The 14,990-nt window shown below is 29.8% G+C and carries 15 protein-coding genes and 1 riboswitch; of the genes, 5 read left to right on the top strand and 10 right to left on the bottom strand.

The genetic code is table 11. The features are described 5' to 3' along the window. Window position 1: 1 nt before the first annotated feature. The 4 genes from BS101_RS20090 to BS101_RS20075 all read left to right on the top strand — a co-directional run bounded on the left by BS101_RS20090 (window position 2) and on the right by BS101_RS20075 (window position 4,166). On the top strand, window positions 2-1,000 hold the full coding sequence (locus BS101_RS20090; protein ID WP_073540397.1) for an electron transfer flavoprotein subunit alpha/FixB family protein: 999 nt from the start codon (window positions 2-4) through the stop codon (window positions 998-1,000). 23 nt (window positions 1,001-1,023) lie between these two features. Then, a complete protein-coding gene (locus BS101_RS20085) occupies window positions 1,024-2,430 on the top strand; it encodes an FAD-binding oxidoreductase (RefSeq protein WP_073541444.1) in 1,407 nt (468 codons plus the stop codon). A gap of 111 nt (window positions 2,431-2,541) precedes the next feature. After that, window positions 2,542-2,631: riboswitch (cyclic di-GMP riboswitch) on the top strand. Between the two features lie 146 nt (window positions 2,632-2,777). Beyond that, complete coding sequence (locus tag BS101_RS20080; protein ID WP_073540396.1) at window positions 2,778-3,110, top strand: hypothetical protein; 333 nt, start codon at window positions 2,778-2,780, stop codon at window positions 3,108-3,110. A 69-nt stretch (window positions 3,111-3,179) separates the two neighbouring features. Further along, on the top strand, window positions 3,180-4,166 hold the full coding sequence (locus BS101_RS20075) for a 3-oxoacyl-[acyl-carrier-protein] synthase III C-terminal domain-containing protein (RefSeq protein WP_073540395.1): 987 nt from the start codon (window positions 3,180-3,182) through the stop codon (window positions 4,164-4,166). A 172-nt stretch (window positions 4,167-4,338) separates the two neighbouring features. On the opposite strand, the gene BS101_RS20070 is transcribed toward BS101_RS20075, so the two are convergent. The 4 genes from BS101_RS20070 to BS101_RS20055 are packed head-to-tail and all read right to left on the bottom strand — an operon-like array spanning window position 4,339 to window position 8,093. After that, window positions 4,339-5,472 carry an ABC transporter permease gene (locus BS101_RS20070; protein ID WP_073540394.1) on the bottom strand — a complete coding sequence of 378 codons (1,134 nt, stop codon included), beginning with the start codon at window positions 5,470-5,472 and terminating at the stop codon, window positions 4,339-4,341. After that, complete coding sequence (locus BS101_RS20065) at window positions 5,469-6,266, bottom strand: ABC transporter ATP-binding protein (protein WP_073540393.1); 798 nt, start codon at window positions 6,264-6,266, stop codon at window positions 5,469-5,471. Before BS101_RS20065 ends, BS101_RS20070 begins: the two co-directional genes overlap by 4 nt. A 12-nt stretch (window positions 6,267-6,278) precedes the next feature. Continuing rightward, window positions 6,279-7,397 carry an HlyD family secretion protein gene (locus tag BS101_RS20060; protein ID WP_073540392.1) on the bottom strand — a complete coding sequence of 373 codons (1,119 nt, stop codon included), beginning with the start codon at window positions 7,395-7,397 and terminating at the stop codon, window positions 6,279-6,281. 18 nt (window positions 7,398-7,415) lie between these two features. Further along, on the bottom strand, window positions 7,416-8,093 hold the full coding sequence (locus tag BS101_RS20055; RefSeq protein WP_073540391.1) for a TetR/AcrR family transcriptional regulator: 678 nt from the start codon (window positions 8,091-8,093) through the stop codon (window positions 7,416-7,418). A gap of 189 nt (window positions 8,094-8,282) precedes the next feature. Between BS101_RS20055 and BS101_RS20050 the strand changes: the two genes are divergently transcribed. Beyond that, complete coding sequence (locus BS101_RS20050) at window positions 8,283-9,476, top strand: multidrug efflux MFS transporter (protein ID WP_073540390.1); 1,194 nt, start codon at window positions 8,283-8,285, stop codon at window positions 9,474-9,476. Window positions 9,477-9,487: 11 nt separating this feature from the next. On the opposite strand, the gene BS101_RS20045 is transcribed toward BS101_RS20050, so the two are convergent. The 6 genes from BS101_RS20045 to BS101_RS20015 all read right to left on the bottom strand — a co-directional run bounded on the left by BS101_RS20045 (window position 9,488) and on the right by BS101_RS20015 (window position 14,859). Continuing rightward, entirely contained in the window at window positions 9,488-10,018 is a 531-nt protein-coding gene (locus BS101_RS20045; protein ID WP_073540389.1) for a CPBP family glutamic-type intramembrane protease, read from the bottom strand. A 218-nt stretch (window positions 10,019-10,236) separates the two neighbouring features. After that, window positions 10,237-10,767, bottom strand: coding sequence for a CPBP family glutamic-type intramembrane protease (locus BS101_RS20040; protein WP_073540388.1), 531 nt, complete (start codon window positions 10,765-10,767; stop codon window positions 10,237-10,239). 911 nt (window positions 10,768-11,678) lie between these two features. After that, on the bottom strand, window positions 11,679-12,326 hold the full coding sequence (locus BS101_RS20030; protein WP_073540387.1) for an ABC transporter ATP-binding protein: 648 nt from the start codon (window positions 12,324-12,326) through the stop codon (window positions 11,679-11,681). A 23-nt stretch (window positions 12,327-12,349) separates the two neighbouring features. After that, a complete protein-coding gene (locus BS101_RS20025) occupies window positions 12,350-13,180 on the bottom strand; it encodes a hypothetical protein (protein WP_073540386.1) in 831 nt (276 codons plus the stop codon). Next, window positions 13,173-14,045, bottom strand: coding sequence for a hypothetical protein (locus BS101_RS20020; RefSeq protein ID WP_073540385.1), 873 nt, complete (start codon window positions 14,043-14,045; stop codon window positions 13,173-13,175). The genes BS101_RS20025 and BS101_RS20020 overlap by 8 nt, the downstream gene beginning before the upstream one ends. Further along, entirely contained in the window at window positions 14,035-14,859 is an 825-nt protein-coding gene (locus tag BS101_RS20015; protein ID WP_073540384.1) for a hypothetical protein, read from the bottom strand. Before BS101_RS20015 ends, BS101_RS20020 begins: the two co-directional genes overlap by 11 nt. Window positions 14,860-14,990: the final 131 nt, after the last annotated feature.

Here is a 14,990-nt window from a genome sequence, read left to right as displayed (position 1 = left end):
AGTGGGTAAGGAATATAGTGGTATATTGGTATTTGCAGAACAAAAAAATGGACAAATTCATAAAGTCAGTTATGAACTTCTGGGAAAAGCAAGGCAGCTTTCTGATAAATTAAATGCTCCGGTGTACAGTGTTGTGTTAGGAGCAGATGGTATAGAGGCCGAAGAACTTATATATAGGGGAGCAGATAAGGTATTTTATATAAAGGATGATATGTTTAACCTACCAGAAGAAGTAACCTATACAATTAACCTGAAGAATTTAATTGAAGATATCAAACCTGAAATTTTTTTGATTGGTGCCACTACCCTTGGAAGATCACTAGCGCCCAGGCTGGCGGCATCTTTAAATACTGGACTTACAGCAGATTGTACAGGTCTTGAAATTGATGAAGATGGAAAATTGGTTCAGATAAGACCAGCTTTTAGTGAAAATATACTGGCCCATATAAAAACGCACACATATCCCCAGATGGCTACAGTGAGATATAAAGAATTTGACGAGGGTATAAGAGATGATAAAAGACAGGGAGATATTTTAAAGGTAGAGCCTTTAAAACCTGAAAATGAATTGGTAAAAGTTATAACACAGCTTAGATCTCAGGAAATTAATATATCTGATGCAGATGTAGTAGTGGCAGCTGGCAAAGGATTGAAAAAGGCAGAAGATATAGCTATGTTAAAGGAATTGGCAGATTTATTAGGAGGTGTAGTTGGAGCCAGCAGGGAAATAGTTGAAGAAGGTTTTATATCCAAAGATTTTCAAGTAGGATACAGCGGCAACAGGGTAAAACCTAAATTATATATAGCTTGTGGAATTTCAGGAGCACCGCAGCACCTTGCAGGAATGAAAGAATCGGGTTTTATTGTTGCAATCAATACAGATCCTTCAGCTCCTATATTTAATATAGCAGACTATGGAATAGTTGATGATATGTATAAGGTAATACCTGATTTGATCACTAAAATAAAAGAAGGCAGTTTAGAAACTATAAATTGTTAAATAATAAAGAAGAAGGGATAAAAATGAATACAGATTTAATTAAAAATTCACCCGAGAAGGTAGTTGAAGATTTAAAAGCAATTGTAGGAGAAGATTGGGTTACAAGCGATTTATCTAAGATGCAGAGGTATCTTTATGATGAAACTGAATCTTTACTTCGTCCTGAAGCATGTAAAGATTGTGCGGTGGTAAAACCGGCGTCCCCAGAGGAAATATCAAAAATATTAGAATATGCAAACAAGGAATTATTGCCTGTAGTAGTTAGAGGTGGCGGAACAGGAGTAGTTGCAGGAGCCATACCCACACAGCCAAGTATTATTTTATCCATAGAAAGATTAAACAAAGTTGTGGAATTTGATGAAAAGAATATTATGATTACCTTGGAAGCTGGAGCAACACTAGCACAACTATTAGAAGTATTAAGCAAAAATGGTAAGCTGTTTTTTCCAGTGCATCCGGGAGATGAAGGAGCACAAGTTGGAGGGATGGTGGCAGCAAATGCTGGAGGCACCAGGGCAGTAAAACATGGAATCATGAGAAATCATGTTAAGGCATTGGAAGTGGTTCTTGCTACAGGGGAAATCGTTACACTGGGTGGAAAGTTATTAAAGAATAATATGGGTTATGATCTGCTTCAACTTATGATAGGCGGAGAAGGAACTCTTGGAGTTATTACAAAAGTTACATTGAGATTATATGCTGCAAGTAAATATAATGGAACATTACTGGTTTCATTCAATAGCCAGAGAGAAGCTTGTGATGCAGTACCTGAGATACTACAGGAGGGAATTACACCTCTTGCTATTGAGTATATGGATAGGGTTATATGTGAAGAATCAGCCAAGCAGCTTGGAACTAAGTGGCCAGCAGTTAAAGGCTCCGTCGATTTAATGTTTATACTTGATTATGCCAGCGAAGAGGATTTATATTCAAATAGTGAAAAATTAGTAGAAATATGTGAGAGACATAATTCTGTAGACAGTATTATAGCAGAAACTGAAAAAGAACAAAGGCATCTTTTGGAGATAAGAAGTAACGCATATGGTCCTTACAAAAATAATATAGCGGATATTATGGATGTAGCCGTGCCACCTTCATCTGTACCTGACTTTTTTGATGATGTAAAAAGACTGACTAAAGAATATGATAATGAAATTGTTTCTCTTGGACATATAGGAGATGGAAATATCCATAATTTTATTATGGGTGATAATGGGAAACTACCTGCTAATTATGAAGAACTTAAAGAAGCCATATATAAAACTGCTATAAAATATGGAGGAACAATAACTGCAGAACATGGAACTGGAAAACTGAGAAAAAAACATATGCCTCTTCAATTCAGTAAAAGGGAAATTGAAATTATGGAAGGAATTAAGAAAGTATTTGATCCAAATGGTATTTTAAATCAAGGAGATATGGTAGATTGAAGAAAAGTTTAATTAAATAATGAGTAATCTTTTAAAAAATAAAAAAATTAAGGTAAAGTTTAGATATTATTCTTGAAAATTCTAAAAATTACATGTAAAATTATGAATATATATTGATAATAGCACACTTATTGAAAAATAAGGTCGCAAAGCTATGGGTCTAAAGAAAAGTTATTTTTCTATGATTGCCAGGTTGCCAAAATTATAATTATAAGACTTTAATATGTGTATTTATACTTTTTTGGTGCCTATGCTGTATAGGCACCTTTTAATTTTTGATCAGTATGATAATTATTATTAATACTAATAATAAATTTAAATAAATGAAAGGATAGGTGTATTAAATTATGAAAAAACATGAAATTAATTTGGACAAGGGGAAAAAAAGATTGAGTGTAAAAGTATGGGGTATGTATGAAGAGAAAGATGCTAAAAGTTTTATAGAGGAATTCCAAAAAACAGCAGCTGCTATACAACCTTCAGAGTATACATTATCTTTTGATTGCAAAGAATTAAAGGTTTCTACCCGGGACATGGTACCAATGCTGGAAGGCTGCTTTAAAATGTATAAGGATTTAAATTTCAACAAGGTTATTATAAATGCGGGAAACAATGCAACTTTAAAGATGCAGTTTACAAGAATAGCTAGAAATTCAGGACTTGATGTAGAAATAGTGTAATAGCTTATAGAGGAAATATAGGCTGAATCTTATAAATTTATATATTTTTGTTATTTAAGGAGGGCTAATATGGGTGTGAAATTGAGTTGTATTGATATCTGCCATGGTTCTAAAGTTATTTCAAATGACTTTTATTTAAAACACTTCGAGAAGCAAGGTAAGCATGTAAATCATTTGTTAGAGGATATAATGGGTAGAGATAAAAGATTTATGTTTGATGATGATGAAACAACTTTATCTTCAGCTTTAGAAGTATCCAAATCTGTACTAGTGAAGGCAGATTTAACTGGTAATGACATAGATATGATAATATGTTCTTCTATATTATCGGAATATATTGCACCTTCAATGTCAATTTTATTACATAAAGAGTTAAATGCAGGAAGAAATGTAATGTGTTTTGATATGAATGCCAATTGTGCTGGTATGACGGTTGCTCTAGAACTTGCATCAAATTATCTAATAGCATCAAATAGAGCAAAAAAGGCCTTGATTGTGGGTTGTGATGATATGCATTCCTTGGTTGATCCTAATAATGAACTTTGCTATGGCAATTATGGACATGCTGCTTGTGCAATAGTTCTAGAAAAAGTAAATGAGAATTGTGGAATACTTGATGAGGAGTATTACATAAATACAGAAGAAAGTGAAAATATTATGTGTCCACGGAATGGATTTTCCAGTTTTTTTAAATCAAAAAATGTAGATGAATTTCGTTTCAAATGGCTTCCCTTTGATGGAGGAGCATGTGTTTATCCTGCAGCTGAAATTATGACTAGAATGTTGAAGAAAAAAGGATTAACTCAAGAGAATATCAGTATGTTTTGTTTTTCACAGTTTGCATTTTCAAATATAGAACATATAAGAGAGCTTATGAATATAGATGAAGACAAGAGTGTCTATGTAGGGGACAGATATGGATATACTAGTACAAGCAGTCCCTTTATAGCATTATATGAAGCTATAGAACAAGGAAAAGTTAAAAGAGGAGATTATGTAGTGTTCTGGACTATTGGCAGCGGTTCTCAAAGTATAGTTATGCTTTACAAATATTAAAAATATATAAATTTATTAAATTCTTCTAAGATTCAGGTAAGTTTACTATAGAGAATGTTTTTTATCTGAATCTTAGAAGAATTTTAGAGGAACGCAGCAATATGAGTATCCTAACTTTGAAGAAGATGGGGGTATTAGCAATGGTAGTCTTCGGATAAAAATGGATGTAATATTATTCTAAGGTTTTATTGAATTTAATCACTGTTAAACCTATAATGATAATAATTAACAGACTTAAAGATAATATGGGACCTATAATATATGACAAATTTACTCCTTTTACTATTATGGCCCTTAAAATTTGAAGAAAATAAGTTAGTGGCAGAACACAGCTTATGAGGTAGATTATCTTGGGCATGGCTTCTCTTGGAAACATGAACCCCGACAGCAGCACACTTGGAAGTAAAAGTGCCAAAGAAGCCTGCATTGCCTGTAGTTGAGTTTTGGCAATAGTAGAAATAAACATACCTATGGCTAGAGAGCATATTAAAAATAAGGTTCCAAGTACCATAAATAGTGGTACACTTCCTTTTATAACTATACCAAACAACAAATTACCTAAAATCAACACAGTCACCATATTTAAAAAGCCAATTACTGTGTATGGTACCAATTTCCCCATTATGAGTTCAAAGGGAGTAATAGGTGTCATAATAAGCTGTTCAATAGTACCTTTTTCCTTTTCACGTACCATTGCAAAGGAAGTTAATATAACAGTAATGTTTTGAAGAATTAGTCCCATAACACCAGGTACATTGAATTTACTGCTTTCCAGTGTAGGGTTATAAAGTAGTAGGGGCTTTATATTTATTCCTGCACCTGTTGGTATATTGCTTCCAGATTTTTTTAGTTCTACTTTTTTTATTTTGGTTGAGTAATTATTTCCTATGAGCATGGAATAAGACATGGCAGTTCTTGCTATAGTGGGGTCAGAGCCATCTACCAACACTTGAACACTGGCTGTTTCATTCCTATTTAATTTCTTAGAATAGTCAGGCGGTATTACAATCCCTACTTTTATTTTTCCCATGTCAATATATTTTTCCACCTCATTGTATGAATCTGCGGAACCATAAAGTTTGAAATAGTATGAATTTATAAATGCATTTACAAGTTGTCTGCTTTCTAAAGTTTTGTTGCCGTCATATATCATGAGATTTACATTATTTACATCTGTATTTGCTGCAAATCCAAATAAAAGCAGCATCATTATTGGCATTATAAGAGCTATAATAAGGCTTGGCTTATCTCTTTTTATATGGATAAATTCCTTTTTTGTAACTGTGATTAGTCTTTTGAGCTTCAATTTTTATGCCCTCCTTTTTGATTTTTTATTTGTTTCAATTGGGTAAAGGAGGACACCACTTCTCTATTTGAAAGTTCTTTAACGTATTTAATAAATATATCCTCTAAGTTTTCTATATTATTTTTTTTGTATAAATTTTCAGGGGTATCTATGGTTATAAGTCTGCTATTAAATATAAAACCTATTATATCGCAAATAGAGGCTTCATCCATGTAATGGGTGGTTACTAGTACAGTGATTCCATCTGATACCAGATTGCTTATGGTATACCAGAATTCTCTTCTTGAAACCGGGTCCACTCCTGCAGTGGGTTCATCTAAAATTAGGAGGCTTGGATTATGTATTAAAGAGCATCCAAGTGCCAGTCTCTGTTTCCATCCCCCGGAGAGTGTTTTTGCCAGATTTTTTTCTTTTCCTGTGAGATTTGCCATTTGGATAAGTTCTTTTTTTCTTATATCAAGCTTTTCTCTGGGGATCATATATATATTCCCATAAAAATCCAGGTTTTCCTCTACAGTAAGATCTTCATAAAGACTGAACTTTTGAGACATATATCCTATGTTCTGTTTTATCTTTTCAGAATCTTTAATGAGATCATACCCTAAAACTGAGCCTTCCCCTGAAGTAGGTTTTAAAACCCCGCATATCATCCTTATAGTTGTGGATTTTCCAGAGCCATTTGGACCCAAAAGACCAAATATTTTTCCCTTTGGAATACAAAAAGACAGATTATCCACAGCTGTAAAATTCCCAAATTTTTTTGTAAGATTATTGATAGAAATTGCATAATCCATAGTAATTCTCCTTTATTTCAGAGTAACATCTAAAAGCATGCCTGATTTCACAGCCTCAAGATTATCTGATATTTTTATTTTTACTTCATATACAAGTTTCATTCTATCTTCTTTGGTCACGATATTCATAGGTGTAAATTCTGCTTCTTTGGATATATAGGATACTTTTCCCTTTATAACTTTATCTTTTATAAAGTCACTTTTCATAGTCACTTCTTTGTTAAGTTTTACATATGGAAGTATTTTTTCAGGAACATATATTTTTATATACATATTATTGCTGTCAAGAAAGGTTATAATTGGGGAACCTAAAGATACATATTCTCCTTTTTTAAAATTAACTGTTTCCACAATTCCATCTGATGAAGCTTTTATATTACTTTTCTCCAAAGCAATTTTAGATAGTGCTATATTCTGCTCAGCTTGATTAATACCATACTTGGCTGTGGCTTTATCTCTGGCTGTAGCACCACTGACTAAAAGATTAAGTTTATCAGTGGCAGCTGCCAGTTGGGCTTTAGAGCTTTCCAGCTGAGCATTTGCAGATGATAGGGCATTTTTTGCATTATTTAGGGCTGTTTGGGCATTATCCAAATCATTTTTGTATTTATCTAAATTTTCATTAGATTCATACCCTTTTTCATTAAGAGTTAAATGGTCATCATATATTTTTTTCTTATAATCATAGTTAGTCTGGGCGTTATTAAGATTATTCTGGGAAGTTTCAAGGGCAGCTTCCCCTTGTGTTACCAGAGATTCACTTTGTTTTACCAGTTCTTTTTGTGCATTTATCTCTTCAACTCTGGTGCCGTCGTTAACTTTCCCTAGTTCATTTTCTGCATTTTCAAGTGAAATATTAGCCTGATTCACATTAATTGTATTTTCATCTGAATCTAGTACTGCTATTATATCTCCAGATTTAACTTTAGTACCTTCTTCCACTTTGATATCCTTTATTTTTCCTGATAGTTCACTACTGGCATTTAATTCATCTGCTTCTACAGTACCTGAAAACTGAAATTCATTGGAGCTTTTATCCATAGTATTTTTAATAACAAAAAATATGGATAGACCTATTAAAATTACAGTAAAAATAATAACTGGTTTCATATTTTTCAGTTTATTTTTCATGGAGCTTCCTCCTCTTTTTTATTTTTGTATAATACCATTGAGTAAAATATCCGTTAATTTATCGATTTCTTTCTTATCTCCTTCTCCTGCAAAACATTCAGGAAAAACACTGCTTAAAAATATGTATCCTCCTATAATGCTTACTATACTGCGTAATATCAAAGAAGAATCAATATTCCGCAGCTCATTTTTCTTAACATATTCACTTATAAATTTTTCAACTACAGGAAAAGCTTTAGATATTATTTGCTCCTTAAGTACAGTTAAAAGTTCTGGATGATAGGATGCCTCCACCAGGACAGTTTTAATAAGTGGAAGATTTTTTTTAACAAGTTCTATTCTATCTGCCATAAGTTCTTTTAAAACTTCATCTATGGGTTTATCCTCACTGCTTTCCATTATTTTTATTCCAGATTCCAGTACAAGTGGTTTCATGAATTTTGTGGCAAAGGGAATTATAAGTCCCATAAGCAGATCTTTTTTTGTCTTGTAATATCTAAATATTGTTCCTTCAGCTACAGATGCCTCTTTTGCAATTTCACTGGTTCTGCTGTTTCCATAGCCATTTTCAGAAAAGACCTTAATAGCGGCATTGAGAATTTGCCATTGTCTTTCTGTGAATTCTTTATCACTTAAATTGTTATCATTCAAAAAATTTTCAAAAAGTTTTTCATAATTGTCATCTGAGAAATTCATATTATACCTCCACGTAAATAGATGAGTAAGTACTCACTTACAATGTACTACTTTTTAATATTGTTGTCAATTGAGTTTTTGTGGGAAAAAGTATTATTCTATAAGTGTAAGTTTACGCATATTTTTAGAAAAGTTTATGGTATTATTTATAATAGGGTTAAACATTACGAATATAAGAAGGCTTAATTTATGAAGATTTGGAAGAGAAATTTGATAGTTTGTTGGTTTGGTATGTTTGTAACATTAATAGGAATGAGCCAGATAGCTCCTGTGATGCCCCTTTACATTAAGTATCTTGGAATCCATGACACAAATTCTATTGAGCAGCTTTCAGGGATTGCTTTTGGTGTTACCTTTGTAGTTTCTGCTGTTTTTTCACCAATTTGGGGTGAAGCCGCAGACAAATATGGAAGAAAGTTAATGCTTTTGAGAGCTAGTCTAGGAATGTCAATTGTAATATTTTGCATGGGATTTTCACATAATGTGTATCAACTTATAGTGCTGCGGCTGCTTCAAGGTGTTATTACAGGGTATAGTACAGCTTGCATTACATTAATTGCTACCCAGACTGAACGGGAACATGTGGGATTTGCCCTTGGAACACTTTCCACAGCTTCTGTATCGGGTTCACTTATAGGACCTACCATTGGAGGATATCTAGAAGAAATTCTGGGACTGCAAAGTGTATTTTTTGTAACTGGAACTCTTATGATGATTGTATTTATAACAACAGCTGTATTTGTTAAAGAGAATTTTATACCTTCAGAAAAGAGGGTGCTTAATATAAAAGAGGTGTGGAATGTAATACCAAATCGTAATTTGATAGTAATTATGTTTGTGACATCTTTTGTTTTGCAGCTTGCTCTTTATTCCATAGAACCTATTGTAACGGTGTATGTTACTGAACTGGCCCATTCTTCTGAACATGTGGCATTGATTTCAGGGCTTACATTTTCAGCATCAGGATTAGCCAGCATAATAGCTGCACCTAGACTTGGAAAACTTTCAGACAGAATCGGAGCTAGAAAGGTTATTCTTATGGCACTTATTGCAGCGGGAATTGTATTTGTACCTCAGGCTTTTGTAAAAAGTCCATGGCAGCTTATGCTGCTCAGATTTATTTTAGGACTTGCAATTGCAGGATTGACTCCTTCAGTTAATGTAATAGTTAGAAAGATTAGCCCGGAGCATTTGATAGGAAGAATATTTGGATTTAGTATATCGGCACAGTATCTTGGTACTTTCAGCGGTTCAATACTAGGTGGTCAGATAGCATCACGATTTGGAATCCGCAGTGTATTTATTGTCACAGGTGGTTTACTTTTGGCAAATGCTTTTTGGGTATATAAAGCTGCATATAGAAAGTTGAAAGCTTTTGTGTAGGTTATCCTATATCAAAGCAATTTGTAAAATATAAAAGTTATTACTATACTTAACAAGTTATTAATTGAATGATCTAAAAATACTACAAAACCAGCTACATCAATTCTTTTTGACTTAAAAAAATATACAATGAACGCATATCCCCAAATCAGCCCTTTAACTCCAGCCTGTATTGCCCAAAATAATCCCCAGATCACATCGTTGGTATTAAAAAAGTGAGGGATTCCAAAACATATTGAGGATACAATTACTGCAATTATTTGTATGGTTTTAGAATATGAATAATATAAGAATATACCTATTATTATAACCTGACATATTAATGTTTCGCCTAGTGGCGCAAATAAGATACCGTTAATAGCAGATGATATATTTGTTATTAGTAAATTATTAATTTCAACAATATCATTAGGAAGCGATTTCACAAAATTTTCTATTAAGAAAAAAGCAATGTACGATATAAAGCAGGGTACTATTGAAGTAATTAAAATAAATTTAAGCATAGATATATTTGTTAAGTAATTATGCAATTTTTTTATCACAAAACATCCCCCCTATCTGTGATGAGAATCCTCTTGAAAACTCAAAGAACTTGATTTTTATATTGTTGAAACCTAAAGTGGGCTCTTATAATGGACCCAAAAATTATGAAGAAAAATTATAGTTTTGAATTTGCTGAAATATATATTTTAATCATAGCCTAACATAAGTATGTTAAAAATTTGTTTTGACAAAGGGGTCTACTTTAGGTCATCCTATATTAAAGTAATTTATAAAATATAAGAGTTATTATTATACCTAACAAATTATTAATTGAATGTTCTGAAAATACTACAAAACCGGCTACATCAATTCTTTTTGATTTAAAAAAATATACAATAAATGCATATCCAAAAATCAATCCTTTAACTCCAGCTTGTACTGCCCAAAGTGATCCCCAGATCACATCATTGGTATTAAAAAAGTGAGGGATTGCAAAACATATTGAGGATACAATTACTGCAATTATTTGTATGGTTTTAGAATATGAATAATATAAAAATATACCTATTATTATAACCTGAAATATTAATGTTTCAATTAATGGTGCAAACAAAATGCCATTAATAGCAAATGGTACATTTGTTATTAATAAATTGTTAATTTCAATAATATCATTAGGAAGTTGTCTTATAAAGTTTTTTATTAAGAAAAGAATAATGTATGATATAAAGCAGGGCACTATTGAAGTAATTAAAATAAATTTAAACATAGATATATTTATTAAGTAATTATGCAATTTTTTTATCACAAAACATCCCCCTATCTGTGATGAGGATCCTCTTGAAAACTCAAAGAACTTGATTTTTATATATTACAAGGATCAGCATTTCTGTTTGCTTCTAATATTTTAACTAAATTACCAAGGTGTTATCTTATTAAAAAATGCCTCATCCAATTTGTTTTTACTGGTTTTATAAGTGACAATAGAGTTAATATAACTCCAATAGAACCTGATAATAAAAATATATTATTAGAATTTATTAATTCATAATCTTTCTTAAGATAATTTTTTTCATCAATATCAATATTATAAAATCCTAAGAGGGCATTTTTATTATATAAACTTATAATTTTATCTAGTATCTTTTTTCTTGTGTTACCAAATATATTATTATTTGTATCTATATTTTCTTTATGCTTTCATATTGTCCTTTTATTTCAATACCTTCTTTTAATGCGATTGTTAAAGCAGCTAAGAGTCCTGTTATTCCGTGATATAATCCTAAATTAATAATGTGACCCCTACGCATATTTTCATAATGTGTTAATATTCAACAAAAAAACAAAAAACCTCTTTTTATTTTTTTATAATTATTTAGTATACTGGCTGTGGATGTTCTTTGCCATATTAACATAATATTATTTATTGAAATATATCTTTATAAAAAACATTTATATTATTATTTGAAATTATTTTTATGTTAAAATTACCAGATGCATTTTCTCCCACAATTCTAATCAAGTGATTCTTAGGTTCAGGTGGAGTTTGCTGTAGGAACTGCTTATCTCCCACTTTGAAGAAGGTGGGAGTATTAGCAATGGTAGCGTTCGGATAGAATATTTTCCACCCTTTGGTGTACAGAAATTTAATACAGATTTTCAATACAATAAATCGACTAGCACAACGTATAAAAGTTATTATTTAATATAATAACTTAGTTAACGTAATACTTTCAAATTGCTATCACAAATTTCATAAATATAATCACTTAATTCTTCAATATCTTGTGAAATATGACTTGTTAAAAGTATTGTTTTCCCTTTTTTCTTAAGATCTAGTAATTTATTTTTAATTATTTTTACTCCATCTTTATCTAATCCATTTAGAGGTTCATCAAGAATTAGTATTTCAGGATCTTCCATAATAGCTTGTGCAATTCCCAAACGTTGTTTCATTCCTAAAGAATAATTTTTTAATTTTTTTCTTTCATAAGGATATAATTTAACAAACTCTAATGCATTTTCAATTTCTGTTTTACCTATTTTATTATTAATTTTAGCTAAGAATTCTAAGTTCTCAAAAGCACTATAATTAGGCAAAAAACCTGGTTGTTCAATTAACACTCCTACATCTTCAGGAAAATCAACTTCCAGACCAATTTTTTTCCCTTTTACAATTATATAACCTGATGTTGGCATAACAAATCCACATATAGCTTTAAAAATTAAAGTTTTTCCTGAACCATTAGGACCTATAAATCCATAACATTTTCCTTTCTTTATACTCAAGTTAATATTCTTTAAAATGACATTATTTTTGAATTTTTTTGTAAAATCAACGATTTCTATTATATTATTATTCTCCATAAAAACACCTTTTCTCCTCATAATTAAATATTGTTGAGATCTCTTTTTTTAATTATTAATATTCCTATAATAAAATTAATAGTTAAAAAAGTAATTAGATAAAAAATCGAATTCCCTATATTAAATCCCTTAAATCCAAGTTTAAACATGTCATGCCTTCTCAACATTCCGTGATTCATAAGTGTAAATTTATTTAATAAGTCTAATTTTGTAATATTCACCGACACTATACAGAACAATAATCCAATTATACTTGCTTCATTCGAATTAAAAAAAATATAATACAAATTATTCATAAAAAATAGTACTGATATTATAGTTAATATATTTAATATAATAATGTATACTAAAACCAAATATTGATTGAGACTGACATTTAAAGAATTAAAATTGTTCATTATAACATTACAATTTCTGAAAGCATTAAAGTTCATTTTCATAAAAATAATAAGCAACGAAGAAAATACTAATATCAAATAATATTTAATAACTACTATTGCAATGGTTGAATCAAAAGCTATAAGCCATTTTAGTTTACTTTTCACTTTGGGAAGGACTAAAATAGTACTTTCTCTAAGCTTATGCATTACACAAATATCAATTAAGTAAATAACTAGTACATTAGGAATTGCCCATAATATAAATGACATAATATCCTTCGTTAAATCAAAATCAGATGTGAGACCACCAAAAGTTTGAATTAGAATGTCACCCATACATAAATATCCTTCATGTGGAATAGCAAGTATGCCCAAGTTCATAAATGTTATCATAATAGATGATATTATTAAAATTAATATATGTATTTTGTTATTAGTTCCTTTTAAATTTAACTTTATAAGTCTTCTAATCATGAACTACCAACAACTTTCTATGCATTGCTAAATTAATAGCTGTTAATATAATTAAAAACATCAAACTTATTGCAAGTGACTGGGCTACTGTAAATCTATAATAGTTAAAATTGTAAAACTTATGATGCCATATAAGTGACATAGTGTCTAACCCAATATAATTAGATAACCCGAATATCCCATCATATAAATCATATACATTGCAAACAATATTAAAAAATAAATAACCACTTAGAATTAAATTTACTATATAAACCTTTGATATGTAATTTATAAGTATATCTCTAATATTTATAACTATAACTGTACATAAATAAATTTCCAGAAATGAAATAAAATATGCTTTTATAGGTATTAATTGAAAAACAAAGCTATTCACATATAATTCACGTACTAATTTTAAACTATTGGGATTTAAAATAGTTATACTCCAATTAGTACTAAATCCAAAAAAAATATAACTAATTGTGAAAACCGATAAAAAAAATGTGATTACAAATATTAAACTTAGAATTAAACTAGTAATTATTTTACTAATTATCCAATTAATTTTTTTGTTAGTTCTTATCATTATAAATGTAATATACTTGTTTTTAGTATGTTTAGATGATGATGTAATCATTATTATAAATGGAAAATATAATCCCAAAAATAACATAGGATAACTTAAAACTCTAAAAATTCCATCCCAAAAATTTATATTTAAGCCATATGTTATACCAAAGGTATTTAGTCTATATAGAATTTGATATAAAATAATCACAAAAAGTATTAAGCTAAAAATTATTCTATTTAATAGATTATATGTTTTTAGATTTAGTTTAACTAGATTTATTATCGTATGCTTCTTAAAATTAACATTCATAGATAGTCCTCTTTCCTGATTTAAAAATAAATAATAAAGCTGATATAAGAGTTATAAATGTTAGTTCTATAAAGATTTCCTGCATACTTACTGTGGGAATTATATAAAATTGATTAATACGTTCTGTCGAATATTGCGGTATATTCAAAAAATTAAATATTACACTAACACCAATCCAAAATAAAAATGGTGAAAGCATTATGGCAATTTTGTTTTTTATAAATGCAGATACTGTTAATGCAATATTAGCATAAGCAAAACCAAATATGAATTCTATAAAAATATGTAATAAACTATATAGCCAGAAACTATATGTTAATAAGTAAGTATATGCTCCTCCATATACGCCTTTCCCATAGAAATCATCTATACTTCCTTTGAAGAAAATATGAATGAATAATGTCATAATAATTGTAGGAAGTGCAACAGCTATCCCCCCAGCTATATCATTGGCTAATATTTTTACAATTAGGTATTTTTTATGATTAACTCTCACATCTATATATTTAATAATTCCATATTCATTATCCTCTAAGTATGATAATGAATACGGAAGTGCTGAGATAATTGGCATTGCAACTATATATAGTTGAAAAATACTAAACCAGACGGCATAAATATTAAACACATTTTCTATCATATGCTTTATTTTAGCTTGTGCTTCTGGTGTTTGTAAGTCAGGAGCATTATAATTAAAAAAAATATAGTCTTTTACTTCTATATATAAACCTAAAAAGTGAATTAAAAGTCCAATAATAATTATTATTAAAAATTTTTTACTCTTTAGAGCTCTTTTTAATTCATTTACTAACATTAAATTATTCTCCTCTTTTTTATATTAAAAATAATATTTTTTAAATTTTGAACTATTAATATTTAATATATCAATAGTTCAAAATTTATTTTTATTCATAATCAATTGCTGCTAAATATGTTTTAGAGAGT

Source organism: Clostridium kluyveri (assembly GCF_001902295.1).
GTDB lineage: Bacteria > Bacillota > Clostridia > Clostridiales > Clostridiaceae > Clostridium_B > Clostridium_B kluyveri_B.
The sequence above is the reverse complement of the archived record's forward strand: the minus strand, read 5'-3'. Positions and strand labels throughout refer to the sequence as shown.

Coding starts and splice junctions, on each gene's coding strand:
- BS101_RS20085 (WP_073541444.1), top strand. CDS start 1,024: ATGAATACAGATTTAATTAAAAATTCACCCGAGAAGGTAGTTGAAGAT.
- BS101_RS20080 (WP_073540396.1), top strand. CDS start 2,778: ATGAAAAAACATGAAATTAATTTGGACAAGGGGAAAAAAAGATTGAGT.
- BS101_RS20075 (WP_073540395.1), top strand. CDS start 3,180: ATGGGTGTGAAATTGAGTTGTATTGATATCTGCCATGGTTCTAAAGTT.
- BS101_RS20065 (WP_073540393.1), bottom strand. CDS start 6,266: ATGGATTATGCAATTTCTATCAATAATCTTACAAAAAAATTTGGGAAT.
- BS101_RS20060 (WP_073540392.1), bottom strand. CDS start 7,397: ATGAAAAATAAACTGAAAAATATGAAACCAGTTATTATTTTTACTGTA.
- BS101_RS20055 (WP_073540391.1), bottom strand. CDS start 8,093: ATGAATTTCTCAGATGACAATTATGAAAAACTTTTTGAAAATTTTTTG.
- BS101_RS20050 (WP_073540390.1), top strand. CDS start 8,283: ATGAAGATTTGGAAGAGAAATTTGATAGTTTGTTGGTTTGGTATGTTT.
- BS101_RS20030 (WP_073540387.1), bottom strand. CDS start 12,326: ATGGAGAATAATAATATAATAGAAATCGTTGATTTTACAAAAAAATTC.
- BS101_RS20025 (WP_073540386.1), bottom strand. CDS start 13,180: ATGATTAGAAGACTTATAAAGTTAAATTTAAAAGGAACTAATAACAAA.
- BS101_RS20020 (WP_073540385.1), bottom strand. CDS start 14,045: ATGAATGTTAATTTTAAGAAGCATACGATAATAAATCTAGTTAAACTA.
- BS101_RS20015 (WP_073540384.1), bottom strand. CDS start 14,859: ATGTTAGTAAATGAATTAAAAAGAGCTCTAAAGAGTAAAAAATTTTTA.